Origin of the sequence: Mycobacterium colombiense (assembly GCF_001953985.1) — a bacterium.
Taxonomy (GTDB): domain Bacteria; phylum Actinomycetota; class Actinomycetes; order Mycobacteriales; family Mycobacteriaceae; genus Mycobacterium; species Mycobacterium colombiense_B.
On sequence record NZ_MBEI01000001.1, the window covers coordinates 1 to 15015 of the forward strand.

A 15015-nucleotide genomic window follows, 5' to 3' on the forward strand; every position below is an offset into this window, starting at 1 on the left:
AGCACCGCCGCACCGGCGATGCCGGCCCCCGACGCTCCGCCGCCGCCGGCCCCCGACGCTCCGCCGCCGCCGGCCCCGGACGCTCCGCCGCCGCCGGCCCCCGACGCTCCGCCGCCGCCGGCACCGGACGCACCGCCGCCCGGCCCGGACGTCCCGCCGCCTCCCGCTCACCGCGCGTACAGCGTGAACTGGGACGCCATCGCGCAGTGCGAGTCGGGTGGCAACTGGGGGATCAGCACCGGTAACGGCTTCTCCGGTGGCCTCCAGTTCACCCCGAGCACCTGGCACGCCAACGGTGGGTCGGGTTCCCCGTCCGGCGCGAGCCGCGAGGAGCAGATCCGGGTTGCCGAGAACGTGCTGCACTCGCAGGGCATCGGCGCTTGGCCGGTCTGCGGCCGCCGCGGCTGAGCCGCAGCGGCAACCGACGGCTTCGCTGTCATACATATAAGAAGTGCCGGGCTCGTGCCCGGCACTTCTTAGCTCCAGGGGGTGCGACCCCCGGCGTCGGGTAGCGTCGGGCCCGTGACCGCAACGCCGCGCGAATTCGACATTGTGCTGTATGGGGCGACCGGCTTCGTCGGGAAACTCACCGCCGAATACCTGGCCGCCTCGGCACCGGACAGGCGGATCGCGCTGGCCGGCAGATCGGCCGACCGGTTGCGCGCCGTCCGCGACACTCTCGGCGACAGCGCGCAGTCGTGGCCGATCCTGAACGCCGACGCGTCGTCGCCCTCGACGCTCGATGAGATGGCGGCCCGCACCCAGGTCGTCATCACCACGGTCGGGCCCTACACCCGGTACGGATTGCCGCTGGTGGCCGCCTGCGCCGGCGCGGGCACCGACTACGCCGACCTGACCGGCGAGGCGATGTTCGTCCGCGAAAGCATCGACGTGTACCACAAGCAGGCCGCGGACACCGGCGCCCGCATCGTGCACGCGTGCGGATTCGATTCCGTCCCTTCGGACCTCAGCGTGTATGCGCTCTACCGGGCGGCGCGCGACGACGGCGCCGGGGAGCTCGGCGACACCGACCTGGTGGTCCGCTCCTTCTCCGGCGGCGTGTCCGGCGGAACCGTCGCGTCGATGCTGGAAGTGCTCGATACCGCCTCCCGCGATCCCGAGGCCCGCCGCCAGCTCGCCGACCCCTACACGCTGACCACCGACCGCGGCGCGGAACCCGATATCGGCCCCCAGCCCGATCTGCCCTGGCGTCGGGGTCGTCGGATCGCGCCGGAACTGTCCGGGTTGTGGACGTCGGGCTTCCTGATGGCTCCCTACAACACCCGAATTGTGCGGCGCAGCAACGCATTGCTGGACTGGGCCTACGGACGCCAGTTGCGGTACAGCGAAAGCATGAGCCTGGGCTCGTCGCCGCTGGCTCCGGTGGCATCCGCGGTGGTGGGTGGGGTCGGCGCGGCGACCTTCGGATTGGGCAGCCGGTATTTCCGGCTGCTGCCACGCAAACTGGTGGAGCGCATCGTGCCCAAACCCGGAACCGGCCCGAGCGAGGCCGCCCGGGAGCGCGGCTACTACCGGATCGAGACGTTCACCACCACAACCACCGGCGCCCGCTACGTGGCGCGCATGGAACAGCGCGGCGACCCCGGCTACAAGGCGACTTCGGTATTGCTGGGGGAGTGCGGGCTCGCGCTGGCCGTGGACCGCGACAAGCTCCCGGATCTGCACGGCGTTCTCACCCCCGCGGCCGCGATGGGCGACGCGCTGCTGGACCGGTTCCCCGCCGCGGGCGTGACATTGGAGGTCGAGCGGCTGCACTGATCCGGTTGCGTTGCATGGCCCACCGCGAGGGCTGTTGTGTGGGGTCGCATGAGTCTAGTGTCGTATCTGACTTGGCTCATACATCCAGCAATAAAGGCGGGTGACCCCCGATGGCCGGTCTTGATGATCTGTACGCCCAGATCCCTACATCTGAAATCGCGACACGGCTCGGTGCGAACGAAGACGAAGTCGTAAGCGCGGTTCACACGCTGGTGCCGGTGCTGCTGAGCGGCCTGCACCAGAACTCGCAGGATCCCGCGGCAGCAGACCGGATCGAGTCAGCTGCCACGAGTCACGCCGCCAGTGGACTGCTCGATGCCGGCGGGGACGTCGACCGGGTTGATGCGGGCGACGGCCAGCAGGCGATCGCGACGATCTTCGCTGGCAACGACGCCGATCAAGTCGCGTCGGCACTGGCCAAGGGAGGCGCCGGTAACAGCGACATGCTCAAGCAGTTACTGCCGGTCTTGGTCCCGATCGTGTTGGCATACATCGGAAAACAGCTCAATTCGGAAGGACGGGGGTCGCCGGAATCGGTCCCGCGGACGACGCAGGCCGCTTCGGGTGGCGCCCTGGGCGAAGTTCTGGGCAGCATTCTCGGTGCCGGTTCCGGCGACAAATCCTTTGGCGGCATTCTCGGAAACGTGTTGGGCGGCAAGGGCGGTGCGCTGGGGAACATCCTCGGTGGGTTGCTCGGCGGCAAGAAGTAGCCCAGCGCCGCAAAAATCCACGCGGAGTCTTCATCGGTATTTCTCGGGTGGTTTCGAATGCGTCGAGGGAGGGATGCCTAGGCCCCTATCAAGAGATCGAACAGCCCCTAGCGGGTACGAGCAATGTTCGGCCTTGGCGTGGCCGGACTGCGTTGATGAGAAAGGTAATGCTATGTCAGACACGCTTACTGGTGGTCAAAAGCTCGTGCGCGGGGAATCGCTCGCCTCGAACAACGGCGCCTACACCTTGACTCTGGAGGACGACGGCAACCTGGTGTTGGCCTCGCGGGGCCAGGCTTTGTGGTCCACGTCAACCGAGGGCCAAAATGTGGTGCGTGCCGAGGTGCAGCCCGACGGCAACTTCGTCCTCTACACGGCGGATAAACCGGTCTGGCATACCGACACCAAGGGCAAGAAGGACGTCAAACTCGTGCTTCAAGACGACCGCAACTTGGTGCTGTATGCCTCCGACGGGCCGGCGTGGTCGACGCACACAGAGACCGATAACCCGCCGCCACCGGCGCCCGAGGCCGCCGCCAGCGAGCCTGCCGCGCAGGCCGAGGATGCCGTCGCTGAAGAGGCGCCTGCCGAGGTCGCTGCAGAACCAGCGCCAGAACCAGAGCCAGAGCCCGCGGCGCGGACCTACACCGTCGCCTCCGGCGACACCCTGTGGGCGATCGCGGAGCGCTTCTACGGCGACGGCAACCGATATCAGGCGATCGCCGACGCCAGCGGCATCTCCAACCCGGACCTGATTCAGCCCGGCCAAGTGCTCACGATTCCCTGATCACCGGGCACCCAACCCCGCCACCTGTGGGTTTGGGCGCTTACATGAAGGTAAACACCGCTCCCTAGAATTGACGGGTGACCGCCAGCCGCAGCCCCGCCACCGACCTGCCCAAGTCGTGGGATCCCGCTGCGGCCGAGAGCGCGATCTACCAGAAATGGGTGGACGCGGGCTACTTCACGGCGGACCCTAACAGCGCCAAGCCCGCGTACTCGATCGTGCTGCCGCCGCCGAATGTGACGGGCAGCCTGCACATGGGCCACGCGCTCGAGCACACCATGATGGACGCCCTGACCCGCCGCAAGCGCATGCAGGGCTACGAGGTGCTGTGGCAGCCGGGCATGGATCACGCCGGCATCGCGACCCAGAGCGTGGTGGAAAAGCAGCTTTCGGTCGACGGCAAGACCAAAGAGGACTTCGGCCGCGAGCTGTTCGTCGAGAAGGTGTGGGACTGGAAGCGGGAGTCCGGCGGCGCGATCGGCGGCCAGATGCGCCGGCTCGGCGACGGCGTGGACTGGAGCCGCGACCGCTTCACCATGGACGAGGGTCTGTCGCGGGCGGTCCGCACGATCTTCAAGCGGCTCTACGACGCCGGGCTGATTTATCGGGCCGAGCGGCTGGTCAACTGGTCTCCGGTGTTGCAGACGGCGATCTCGGACATCGAGGTCGACTACCTCGACGTCGAGGGCGAGCTGGTGTCGTTCCGGTACGGCTCGATGGACGACTCGCAGCCGCACATTGTGGTCGCCACCACCCGGGTCGAGACGATGCTGGGCGACACCGCGATCGCGGTGCATCCCGACGACGAGCGCTATCGCGACCTGGTCGGTACCACGCTCCCGCACCCGTTCGTGGACCGCCAGCTGCTGGTGGTCGCCGACGAGCACGTCGATCCCGAATTCGGCACGGGCGCGGTCAAAGTCACCCCGGCGCACGACCCCAATGACTTCGAGATCGGCCTCCGGCATCAGCTGCCGATGATCTCGATTCTGGACACCAAGGGCCGGATCGTCGACACTGCAACGCAATTCGACGGAATGGATCGCTTCGAGGCCCGCGTCGCGGTGCGTGAGGCGCTGGCGGCCGAGGGTCGGGTCGTCGAGGAGAAGCGTCCGTACCTGCACAGCGTCGGACACTCGGAGCGCAGCGGCGAGCCGATCGAGCCGCGGCTGTCGCTGCAATGGTTTGTCCGGGTGGAGTCGCTGGCCAAGGCGGCTGGCGACGCGGTGCGCAACGGCGACACCGTGATTCACCCGGCGAGCCTGGAGCCGCGCTGGTTCGCATGGGTCGACGACATGCGCGATTGGACGATCTCGCGGCAGCTGTGGTGGGGCCACCGCATCCCGATCTGGTACGGGCCCGATGGCGAACAGGTGTGCGTGGGCCCCGACGAGACACCACCGGACGGCTGGGAGCAGGACCCCGACGTGTTGGACACCTGGTTCTCGTCCGCCTTGTGGCCGTTCTCCACGCTCGGCTGGCCCGACAGGACCCCGGAGCTCGAGAAGTTTTATCCCACAAGCGTTCTGGTCACCGGATATGACATCCTGTTTTTCTGGGTGGCCAGAATGATGATGTTCGGCACCTTCGTCGGTGACGACGATGCCATCACCCTTGACAGCCGACGCGGTCCGCAGGTGCCGTTCACCGATGTCTTCCTGCACGGGCTGATCCGCGACGAGTCCGGCCGCAAGATGAGCAAGTCCAAGGGCAACGTCATCGACCCGCTGGACTGGGTGGACGCGTTCGGGGCCGACGCGCTGCGGTTCACGCTGGCCCGCGGCGCCAGCCCCGGCGGCGCCGTGGCGGTCGGCGAGGACCACGTCCGCGCGTCGCGCAACTTCTGCACCAAGCTGTTCAATGCCACCCGCTACGCATTACTCAACGGCGCGAGGCTGGCCCCGCTGCCCGCGGCGGCCGAGCTCACCGACGCCGACCGATGGATTCTCGGGCGGCTGGAAGAGGTTCGCGCGGAGGTTGATTCGGCGTTCGACAGCTACGAGTTCAGTCGCGCCTGCGAGGCGCTCTACCACTTCGCGTGGGACGAATTCTGTGACTGGTATGTCGAATTGGCCAAGACGCAACTGGCCGAAGGGATTACGCACACCACGGCCGTGCTGGCGGCGACGCTGGACACCCTGCTGCGGTTGCTGCACCCGGTGATCCCCTTCATCACCGAGGCCCTGTGGCAGGCGCTGACCGGCGATGAGGCCCAAGAGTCGCTGGTGATCGCCGACTGGCCGCAGTCGTCCGGGATCAGCCTGGATCAGGTCGCCGCACAACGGATTACCGACATGCAGAAGCTGGTGACCGAGGTGCGCCGGTTCCGCAGCGACCAGGGCCTGGCGGACCGGCAGAAGGTGCCGGCGCGGATGGCCGGTGTCGACGAATCCGATCTGGGCACCCAGGTGAGCGCGGTGACGTCGCTGGCGTGGCTCACCGCGGCGGGCCCGCAGTTTCGCCCGTCGGCGTCGGTGGAGGTGCGGCTGTCCGGCGGCACCGTCGTCGTCGAGCTCGACACCTCCGGCACCATCGACGTCGCCGCCGAACGTCGCCGGCTGGAAAAGGATCTGGCCGCGGCGCAGAAGGAGCTGGCATCGACCACCGCGAAACTGGCCAACGACGAATTCCTGGGCAAGGCCCCGCAAAACGTCGTCGACAAGATCCGCGATCGTCAGCGCCTGGCCCAGGAGGAAACCGAGCGGATCAACGCGCGGCTAGCCGGGCTGCAGTGAGGGTCCTATGACCGAGCCGCCCGACTGGCCGCGGGACCCTGACTGGCCGCAGGACGAGGTACCCGCCGAGATCCCCGACCCGGACCCCACCCCGGACGAGATCGCGTCGCTGTTGCAGGTCGAGCACCTGCTTGACCAGCGCTGGCCGGAGACCAAGATCGAGCCGAGCCTGACCCGGATCAGCGCGCTGATGGACCTGCTGGGCTCGCCGCAACTGGCCTACCCGTCGATCCATGTCGCGGGCACCAACGGCAAGACGTCGGTGGCGCGGATGATCGACGCGCTGATCACCGCGTTGCACCGGCGCACCGGGCGCACCACCAGCCCGCACCTGCAGTCGGCGGTGGAACGCATCTCGATCGACTCCAAGCCGATCACCCCGGCGCAATACGTGGCGACCTATCGCGAGATCGAGCCGTTCGTGCAGATGGTCGACGCGCAGTCGCAGGCGGACGGCGGCCCCGCGATGAGCAAGTTCGAGGTGCTGACCGCGATGGCGTTCGCGGCGTTCGCCGACGCCCCCGTCGACGTCGCCGTGGTCGAGGTGGGCATGGGCGGCCGCTGGGATGCCACCAACGTGATCAACGCCCCCGTCGCGGTCATCACCCCGATCTCCATCGACCACGTCGAATACCTGGGCGACGATCTCGCCGCCATCGCGGGGGAGAAGGCCGGCATCATCACCCGGGCGCCCGAGGGCGCACCGGATACGGTCGCGGTCATCGGACGTCAGGCCCCCGAGGCGATGGAGGTGCTGTTGACCCAGACCGTGCAGGCCGACGCCGCGGTGGCCCGCGAGGATTCCGAGTTCGCCGTCCTGGGCCGTCAGGTCGCGATCGGCGGGCAGGTGCTGCAGCTGCAGGGCCTGGGCGGGGTGTATTCCGATGTCTACTTGCCGCTGCACGGCGAACACCAGGCGCACAACGCCGCGCTGGCCCTCGCGGCCGTCGAGGCGTTCTTCGGCGCCGGTGCGCAGCGTCAGCTCGACGTCGAGGCGGTGCGCGCCGGTTTCGCCGCCGTCGCCAGCCCCGGCCGGCTGGAGCGGATGCGCAGCGCGCCCACGGTGTTCCTCGACGCCGCGCACAATCCCGCCGGTGCGGCCGCGCTGGCGCAGACCCTGGCCGGCGAATTCGACTTCCGCTATCTCGTCGGGGTCCTCAGCGTGCTCGCCGACAAGGACGTCGACGGCATCCTGGCCGCCCTGCAGCCGGTGTTCGACGCTGTCGTGGTGACCCACAACGGATCCCCGCGGGCGCTCGACGTCGAGTCGCTGGCCCTGGCGGCGCGCGAGCGGTTCGGGCCCGACCGGGTGAGCACCGCCGAGAACCTCCGCGACGCCATCGACGTCGCGACCGCGCTGGTCGACGAAGCCGCGGTGGACGGACCAGCCGAAGCCTTTTCCGGCACCGGCATCGTCATCACCGGGTCGGTGGTCACCGCCGGGGCGGCGCGGACCCTGTTCGGTCGTGATCCGCAATGACCGGCGTGCCCGAGAACCCCGAGGAGGAACGGGCCCCGGCACCGCCGGCCGACCCGTGGCGCAGCTTCGGCGCGGTGATGGCCCTGACGCTGTTTCTGGAAGCGATCGTGGTGCTGCTGGCGATCCCGGTGGTGGGCGCGGTCGGCGGCGGCCTGACGACGGTGTCGCTGGCCTACCTGGTCGGGCTGGCCGTACTGCTGATCCTGATGACCGCGGTGCAGCGCAAACCCTGGGCGATCTGGGCCAACCTCGGCGTACAGGTGATCCTGCTCGCCGGCTTCGCGGTCTACCCGGGGGTGGGGTTCATCGGCGTGCTGTTCACCGGGCTGTGGGCCCTGATCGCCTACTTCCGGGCCGAGGTCCGGCGCAGGCAGCCCTAGGCCGGCAGCAGGCGCCGAAAACCACCCGAGCAGGGCCGGCCGCCGTCGCCCGACCCAATGCCTCCTGGTTATGTACGCTGTGCGCCGTGACCGAACGGACATTGGTACTGATCAAGCCCGACGGCGTGCAGCGGCAGCTGGTGGGGGAGATCATCGGCCGCATCGAGCGCAAGGGCCTTTCCATCGCTGCGCTGGAGCTGCGGCCCGTCGGCCGCGACCTCGCCGTCCAGCACTACGCGGAACACGACGGCAAGCCCTTCTTCGAGTCGCTGCTGGAGTTCATCACCTCGGGACCGGTGGTGGCGGCCATCGTGGAGGGGCCGCGGGCGATCGCGGCGTTTCGGCAGCTCGCCGGCGGTACCGACCCGGTGGAGAAGGCGATCCCCGGCACGATCCGCGGCGATTTCGGGTTGGAGACCCAGTTCAATCTCGTGCACGGGTCGGATTCGGTGGAGTCCGCGAAGCGCGAAATCGCGCTCTGGTTTCCCAACGCTTAGAGCTGCGGGGACGCCGTCCCGAGCGACTTTGCTGAAGCGGGCTGCATCAGGTGTGGCTGGGTCGGCGACCTGATGTGGGATACTGGTCTCGGGTGAACGTCGCCGGACCGGCGTCAGACACCCGAATGAAGACTTAGACAAGCGCGACCAATAGCCCCGTCGCCTTGGTTCGCTGCATGTCAAGCCGTCATTCAGCACGGCGCCGAGTGGGTCTGCGATCCTGGGCCGCTCGGGGCGAGACCATTACAAGCCCGGGAGAAGTGGCCCGGGTCCATAGCGAAGCCCTCGCGTGGCCGCGTCGCAACAGACGCGCCCGGGGGCTTGAGGAGAATACGTGGTAGACGGTGCACCGACTGCAGACCCATCAGAAGAATCGACTCGGCCCGAGGAACTGCCGGACCGCTTAAGAGTTCATTCGCTGGCCCGAACGCTGGGAACCACCAGCAAGCGCGTTCTGGACGCCCTGAGCGAGCTGGACGGGCGAATCCGCAGCGCACATTCCACCGTGGACCGTGACGACGCGGTCCGGGTGCGCGACCTGCTGGCCTCCGCGCAGCCCTCGGCGAGCGCGGAGGACGCGGACAGCGCACCGGCGGCGGGCGGAACCGAGGCCGATGAACCCGAATCCCGGCTGTTGCTCGAGACCCCGGACAACGCCGCCGAGCGTCCGCATTACATGCCGCTCTTCGTTGCGCCCCAGCCGATCGATGCCCGCGAGGAGGAGGCCGGCGCCGATGACAGCGACGACTCCGACGATTCCGACGGCGACGACGACGAGCAGTCCGACCGGCCGTCGAACCGGCGGCGGCGCCGCGGCCGGCGCGGCCGCGGCCGCGGGCGCGGTGAGCAGGGCGGATCCGACGGGCAGGGCGACGACGGTGACGACGACGAGGCGCAACCGCGGGGCAAGAAGGGCGGTCAAGCCGACCCCGAGGACTCCGACGGCCAAGATGCCGACGACTCCGACGACTCCGACGATTCCGACAACGGTGACGACGGCTCGGCAGACGGCGGCAACCGCCGCCGCCGGCGGCGCCGGCGGCGCAAATCCGGATCGGGCGACGACAGTGACGAGAGCTCATCGCCGGACGATCCGCCCAACACCGTGGTGCATGAGCGGTCGCCCCGCAGCGGCAAGGGCGGAGACGACTCCGGAGGCTCGAACAACGAGATCAAGGGCATCAACGGCTCCACCCGGCTGGAGGCCAAGCGGCAGCGGCGCCGGGACGGCCGCGACGCCGGGCGGCGCCGCCCCCCGGTACTGACCGAGGCCGAATTCCTGGCCCGCCGCGAGGCCGTCGAGCGGATGATGGTCGTGCGCGACCGTGTCCGCACCGAGCAGCCGCATCAGGGGGCGCGGTACACCCAGATCGCGGTGCTCGAGGACGGCATCGTCGTCGAGCACTTCGTCACCTCGGCCGCGTCGGCCTCCCTGGTGGGCAACATCTACCTGGGCATCGTGCAGAACGTGCTGCCGTCGATGGAGGCGGCGTTCGTCGACATCGGCCGCGGCCGTAACGGTGTGCTCTACGCCGGCGAGGTCAACTGGGAAGCCGCCGGACTCGGCGGGTCCGACCGCAAGATCGAACAAGCGCTCAAACCCGGCGACTATGTCGTCGTTCAGGTCAGCAAGGACCCGGTCGGGCACAAGGGCGCGCGGCTGACCACCCAGGTGTCGCTGGCGGGCCGCTACCTGGTCTACGTGCCGGGGGCGTCGTCGACCGGGATCAGCCGCAAGCTGCCCGACACCGAGCGTCAGCGACTCAAAGAGATCCTGCGTGAGGTCGTGCCGTCCGATGCCGGGGTGATCATCCGGACCGCGTCCGAGGGCGTCAAGGAAGAGGACATCCGCAGCGACGTCACCCGCCTGCAGGAGCGTTGGAAACAAATCGAGGCCAAGGCGATCGAGATCAAGGAGAAGGCCGCCGGCGCCGCGGTGGCCCTCTACGAAGAGCCCGACGTGCTGGTCAAGGTCATCCGCGACCTGTTCAACGAGGACTTCGCCGGCCTCATCGTCTCCGGTGACGAGGCCTGGACCACGATCAACGACTACGTGAATACCGTTGCCCCCGACCTGGTTTCGAAGCTGACCAAGTACGAGACGGCCGACGGGCCGGACGGGCAGGCCGGGCCGGACGTGTTCGCGGTGCACCGCATCGACGAGCAGCTGGCCAAGGCGATGGAACGCAAGGTGTGGCTGCCGTCGGGCGGCACGCTGGTGATCGACCGGACAGAGGCCATGACGGTGGTCGACGTCAACACCGGCAAGTTCACCGGGTCCGGTGGCAATCTCGAGCAGACCGTCACCAAGAACAACCTCGAGGCGGCCGAGGAGATCGTGCGCCAGCTGCGGCTGCGCGACATCGGCGGCATCGTGGTCATTGACTTCATCGACATGGTGCTGGAGTCCAACCGCGATCTGGTGCTCCGGCGGCTGACCGAGGCGCTGGCCCGCGACCGCACCCGCCATCAGGTGTCCGAGGTGACCTCGCTTGGTTTGGTCCAGCTGACCCGCAAGCGGTTGGGCACCGGCCTCATCGAAGCCTTCTCGACGTCGTGCTCCAACTGTGGTGGGCGCGGCATCCTGCTGCACACCGACCCGGTCGATTCGGCCCCGTCGAGCGGGCGTAAGTCCGAATCCGGTGGGGGCGGCCGCCGGGGCAGGCGCAAGAAGAACAAGGCCGAGGAGCAGGTGGTGGCCAAGGTGCCCACCCACGCTCCGGGCGAGCATCCGATGTTCAAGGCGATGGCGGCCGGCTCCTCCAACCAGTCCGAGGACGACGAGACCGACGAGACCACCGAAGAAACCACCGACGAGCTCGACCAGGAGGAGGCGGAACGCGCCGGTGGCGTCGCGGACACCGACGAAGAGGACTTCGACGACACCGACGACGAGGACTCGGATGACGATTCCGATGACGAGGACTCGGACGACGACGATTCGGACGATGACGACGACCTCGATGATGATGACGAGGACGATGACGACGACATCGACGACGAAGAGGACCTCGGCGACGATGACGAGGACCTCGAGCTCGACGACGACGATCTGGACACCGAGGACGACGATTCGGACGACACCGACGCCGGGCAGGCCTCCGCCGGGGCCGGCCAGGCCGTCTCGGGACGCCCCAGGCGCCGGCGCGCCGCGGGCAGGCCGGCCGGACCGCCGATCCACGCGGACTGACCTGGCTGACGCCGATGGCGCCGGTCGTGTCCGGTTTGACCCTGTAGCCGCTGGTCACGTACCCTTGGACAGTTGTCGTCAGGCCGGGCGAGGAAAAACTTGGCCGGCGGCAGCGGGACTCCCGGGGAATCGGCGCAGGCCCGCAACCCAGACCCACCACGCGCACCGCGGCTGGTTCGCGCGCGACGCGCAGAGCAGCGGCTAGCAGAAGGAGCAGAGCGACGATGGCGACCTACGCAATCGTGAAGACGGGCGGCAAGCAGTACAAGGTCGCCGTCGGGGACGTGGTCAAGGTCGAGAAGCTCGAATCCGAGCCCGGCTCGAACGTGTCGCTGCCGGTCGCGCTGGTGGTGGACGGCGCCAAGGTGACCACCGACGCGGCCGCGCTGGCCAAGGTCGCGGTGACCGGCGAGGTGCTCGAGCACACCAAGGGCCCCAAGATCCGTATCCACAAGTTCAGGAACAAGACCGGCTACCACAAGCGTCAGGGGCACCGTCAGCAGCTGACGGTCCTGAAGGTCACCGGAATCAAGTAGCGAAGGCGACAGAACATGGCACACAAGAAGGGCGCTTCCAGCTCGCGCAACGGTCGCGATTCCGCCGCGCAGCGGCTGGGCGTGAAGCGATTCGGCGGCCAGGTCGTCAAGGCGGGCGAGATCATCGTTCGGCAGCGCGGCACCAAGTTCCACCCGGGCGTGGGTGTTGGGCGCGGCGGGGACGACACGCTGTTCGCCAAGGAGGCCGGCGCCGTCGAGTTCGGCATCAAGCGCGGCCGCAAGACCGTCAACATCGTGGCGGCCGGACAAGCCACCGACTGACCCGTGTTTCCGGGCCCAGCCCGGTGATTTCGGCGCCCGGTGGTAGGTGAGAGGACCCACGATGCCTCGGTTCGTCGACCGCGTCGTCATCCATGCGCGCGCCGGTGCCGGGGGTAACGGCTGCGCCTCGGTCCATCGCGAGAAGTTCAAGCCGCTCGGCGGCCCCGACGGTGGCAATGGCGGGCGCGGCGGCAGCATTGTCTTCGTCGTCGATCCGCAAGTGCACACCCTGCTCGACTTCCATTTCCATCCGCACGTCACCGCGCCCTCTGGCAAGCAGGGGATGGGCAACAATCGGGACGGCGCCGCCGGCGCCGACCTGGAGGTCAAGGTGCCCGACGGCACCGTCGTCCTCGACGAGAACGGTCGGCTGCTGGCCGACCTGGTCGGCGCGGGCACCCGCTTCGAAGCCGCCGCGGGCGGACGGGGCGGGCTGGGCAACGCCGCCCTCGCGTCGCGGGCGCGCAAGGCTCCTGGCTTCGCGCTGTTGGGCGAACAGGGCCAGACCCGCGACCTCACCCTGGAACTCAAGACGGTCGCCGATGCCGGCCTGATCGGTTTTCCCTCGGCCGGCAAATCGTCGCTGGTGTCGACGATCTCGGCGGCCAAGCCCAAGATCGCCGACTACCCGTTCACCACGCTGGTTCCCAACCTCGGCGTGGTGTCGGCGGGGGAGCACACCTTCACCGTCGCCGACGTGCCCGGCCTGATCCCGGGCGCATCCGAGGGCCGCGGCCTGGGGCTGGACTTCCTCCGGCACATCGAGCGATGCGCGGTGCTGGTGCATGTCGTCGACTGCGCCACCGCGGAACCCGGCCGCGATCCGATCTCCGACATCGACGCGTTGGAGGCCGAACTCGCCGCGTATACGCCCACCCTGCAAGGGGATGCCACGTTGGGTGATCTGACCGAGCGGCCCCGCGCGGTGGTGCTCAACAAGATCGACGTGCCCGAGGCGCGCGAGCTCGCCGAATTCGTCCGTGACGAGATCGCCGAGCGCGGCTGGCCGGTGTTCCTGGTGTCGACGGTCGCGCGAGACGGCTTGCAGCCGTTGATCTTCGGGTTGTGGAAGATGATCTCGGAGTACAAGGCCGCCCAGCCGGAGATTGTGCCGCGCCGTCCGGTGATCCGTCCGGTTCCCGTCGACGACAGCGGTTTCAGCGTCGAGCCCGATCCCCAGCAGCCGGGCGCCTTCGTGGTCAGCGGCGCGCGCCCCGAGCGGTGGATCCGTCAGACCAACTTCGACAACGACGAGGCCGTCGGATACCTCGCCGACCGGCTGGCGCGCCTCGGTGTCGAAGAGGAGTTGCTGCGGCTGGGCGCGCGACCGGGCTGCGAAGTAACCATCGGGGACATGACGTTCGATTGGGAGCCGCAAACGCCTGCCGGACAACAGGTTACGCTGTCGGGTCGCGGAACCGACGCACGGTTGGAGCGAACCGAGCGAGTCGGCGCCGCCGAACGCAAGGCCGCCCGGCGCCAGCGCCGCGAACACGGTGAGGAGTCGTGAGCGCGCACCGCGACGTCATCCGCACTGCGCGCAGCCTGGTCGTCAAGGTGGGGACGAACGCGCTGACCACACCGGCGGGGGTGTTCGACGCCGGCCGGTTGGCCGGGCTCGTCGACGCGATCGAGGCGCGAATGAAGGCGGGTACCGACGTCGTCATCGTGTCGTCGGGAGCCATCGCCGCCGGCATCGAGCCGCTCGGATTATCCCGTCGCCCAAGGGATTTGGCGACGAAGCAGGCCGCGGCCAGCGTCGGTCAGGTGGCGCTGGTGAATTCGTGGAGCGCCGCGTTCGCCCGATACGGCCGCACGGTCGGGCAGGTGCTGCTGAGCGCGCACGACATCTCGATGCGGGCCCAGCACACCAACGCCCAGCGCACGCTGGATCGGCTGCGCGCACTGCACGCGGTGGCGATCGTCAACGAGAACGACACCGTTGCCACCAACGAGATCCGGTTCGGCGACAACGACCGGCTCTCGGCGCTGGTGGCCCACCTGGTCGGCGCCGAGGCCTTGGTGTTGCTGTCCGACATCGACGGGCTCTACGACTCGGATCCGCGAAAGACCGATGGCGCTAGGTTCATCCCGGAGGTGTCCGGCTCCGCCGATCTGATCGGTGTAATCGCCGGGCCCGGAAGCGATTTGGGTACCGGTGGGATGACCTCGAAGATGTCGTCGGCGCTGCTGGCTGCCGACGCCGGTGTGCCGGTGCTACTGGCCGCCGCGGCCGACGCCGCGACCGCGCTCACCGACGCCTCGGTTGGCACGGTGTTTGCCGCGCGCCCGGTACGAATGTCGGCGCGGCGGTTCTGGGTGCGTTACGCCGCCGAGGCGGCCGGCGAACTCACGCTGGACGAGGGTGCGGTGCGCGCGGTGGTGCGGCAGCGTCGCTCGCTACTGCCCGCCGGGATCACCGCGGTGGCCGGGCGGTTCTACGCCGGCGACGTCGTCGAACTGCGCGACCCGGACGCCGTGATGGTGGCCCGTGGCGTGGTCGCCTACGACGCGACCGAACTGACCACCATGATGGGCCGCTCAACCTCTGAGCTGCCGGGCGAGTTGCGCCGGCCCGCGGTGCACGCCGACGACCTGGTGGCGGTGTAGAAGCACCTTTGCCGGTGCGGGTGACGGGG

General features: G+C 68.9%; 13 protein-coding genes. All 13 read left to right on the forward strand.

Annotation, left to right across the window (positions count from 1 at the left end):
* A partial coding sequence (locus A5732_RS00005) for a transglycosylase family protein (RefSeq protein ID WP_290439389.1) occupies positions 1-408 on the forward strand: 408 nt, incomplete at its 5' end.
* Positions 409-522: 114 nt separating this feature from the next.
* Positions 523-1779: a saccharopine dehydrogenase family protein gene (locus tag A5732_RS00010; protein WP_076099819.1), complete on the forward strand. Its 1257-nt coding sequence runs from the start codon at positions 523-525 to the stop codon at positions 1777-1779.
* A 110-nt stretch (positions 1780-1889) separates the two neighbouring features.
* The gene (locus tag A5732_RS00015; protein ID WP_076099820.1) at positions 1890-2489 is read left to right on the forward strand and encodes a DUF937 domain-containing protein; all 600 of its coding nucleotides are present in this window, start codon (positions 1890-1892) and stop codon (positions 2487-2489) included.
* Between the two features lie 172 nt (positions 2490-2661).
* The gene (locus A5732_RS00020; protein WP_076054117.1) at positions 2662-3276 is read left to right on the forward strand and encodes a LysM peptidoglycan-binding domain-containing protein; all 615 of its coding nucleotides are present in this window, start codon (positions 2662-2664) and stop codon (positions 3274-3276) included.
* 77 nt (positions 3277-3353) lie between these two features.
* The gene (locus tag A5732_RS00025) at positions 3354-6011 is read left to right on the forward strand and encodes a valine--tRNA ligase (RefSeq protein ID WP_076099822.1); all 2658 of its coding nucleotides are present in this window, start codon (positions 3354-3356) and stop codon (positions 6009-6011) included.
* Between the two features lie 7 nt (positions 6012-6018).
* Positions 6019-7491 carry a bifunctional tetrahydrofolate synthase/dihydrofolate synthase gene (gene folC / locus A5732_RS00030; RefSeq protein WP_076054121.1) on the forward strand — a complete coding sequence of 491 codons (1473 nt, stop codon included), beginning with the start codon at positions 6019-6021 and terminating at the stop codon, positions 7489-7491.
* Positions 7488-7871, forward strand: a complete 384-nt coding sequence (locus A5732_RS00035; RefSeq protein WP_076054123.1) for a DUF4233 domain-containing protein — start codon at positions 7488-7490, stop codon at positions 7869-7871. The genes folC and A5732_RS00035 overlap by 4 nt, the downstream gene beginning before the upstream one ends.
* 86 nt (positions 7872-7957) lie before the next feature.
* Positions 7958-8368, forward strand: coding sequence for a nucleoside-diphosphate kinase (gene ndk / locus A5732_RS00040; RefSeq protein WP_076099825.1), 411 nt, complete (start codon positions 7958-7960; stop codon positions 8366-8368).
* 334 nt (positions 8369-8702) lie between these two features.
* Positions 8703-11558 (forward strand): Rne/Rng family ribonuclease, encoded by a 2856-nt coding sequence (locus tag A5732_RS00045; RefSeq protein ID WP_076099828.1) that lies wholly within the window; start codon positions 8703-8705, stop codon positions 11556-11558.
* Positions 11559-11782: 224 nt separating this feature from the next.
* The gene (gene rplU / locus A5732_RS00050; RefSeq protein WP_007769829.1) at positions 11783-12094 is read left to right on the forward strand and encodes a 50S ribosomal protein L21; all 312 of its coding nucleotides are present in this window, start codon (positions 11783-11785) and stop codon (positions 12092-12094) included.
* A gap of 15 nt (positions 12095-12109) precedes the next feature.
* Positions 12110-12376 carry a 50S ribosomal protein L27 gene (rpmA, locus tag A5732_RS00055; RefSeq protein WP_008255217.1) on the forward strand — a complete coding sequence of 89 codons (267 nt, stop codon included), beginning with the start codon at positions 12110-12112 and terminating at the stop codon, positions 12374-12376.
* A 61-nt stretch (positions 12377-12437) separates the two neighbouring features.
* Positions 12438-13886 (forward strand): GTPase ObgE, encoded by a 1449-nt coding sequence (gene obgE / locus A5732_RS00060; protein WP_076054127.1) that lies wholly within the window; start codon positions 12438-12440, stop codon positions 13884-13886.
* Entirely contained in the window at positions 13883-14986 is a 1104-nt protein-coding gene (proB, locus tag A5732_RS00065) for a glutamate 5-kinase (RefSeq protein ID WP_076054131.1), read from the forward strand. The genes obgE and proB overlap by 4 nt, the downstream gene beginning before the upstream one ends.
* Positions 14987-15015 lie beyond the last annotated feature (29 nt).

Bases quoted from the DNA above. Each gene is read 5' to 3' on its own strand.
- A5732_RS00015 (WP_076099820.1), top strand. From the start codon at position 1,890: ATGGCCGGTCTTGATGATCTGTACGCCCAGATCCCTACATCTGAAATC.
- A5732_RS00020 (WP_076054117.1), top strand. From the start codon at position 2,662: ATGTCAGACACGCTTACTGGTGGTCAAAAGCTCGTGCGCGGGGAATCG.
- folC (WP_076054121.1), top strand. From the start codon at position 6,019: ATGACCGAGCCGCCCGACTGGCCGCGGGACCCTGACTGGCCGCAGGAC.
- A5732_RS00035 (WP_076054123.1), top strand. From the start codon at position 7,488: ATGACCGGCGTGCCCGAGAACCCCGAGGAGGAACGGGCCCCGGCACCG.
- rplU (WP_007769829.1), top strand. From the start codon at position 11,783: ATGGCGACCTACGCAATCGTGAAGACGGGCGGCAAGCAGTACAAGGTC.
- rpmA (WP_008255217.1), top strand. From the start codon at position 12,110: ATGGCACACAAGAAGGGCGCTTCCAGCTCGCGCAACGGTCGCGATTCC.
- obgE (WP_076054127.1), top strand. From the start codon at position 12,438: ATGCCTCGGTTCGTCGACCGCGTCGTCATCCATGCGCGCGCCGGTGCC.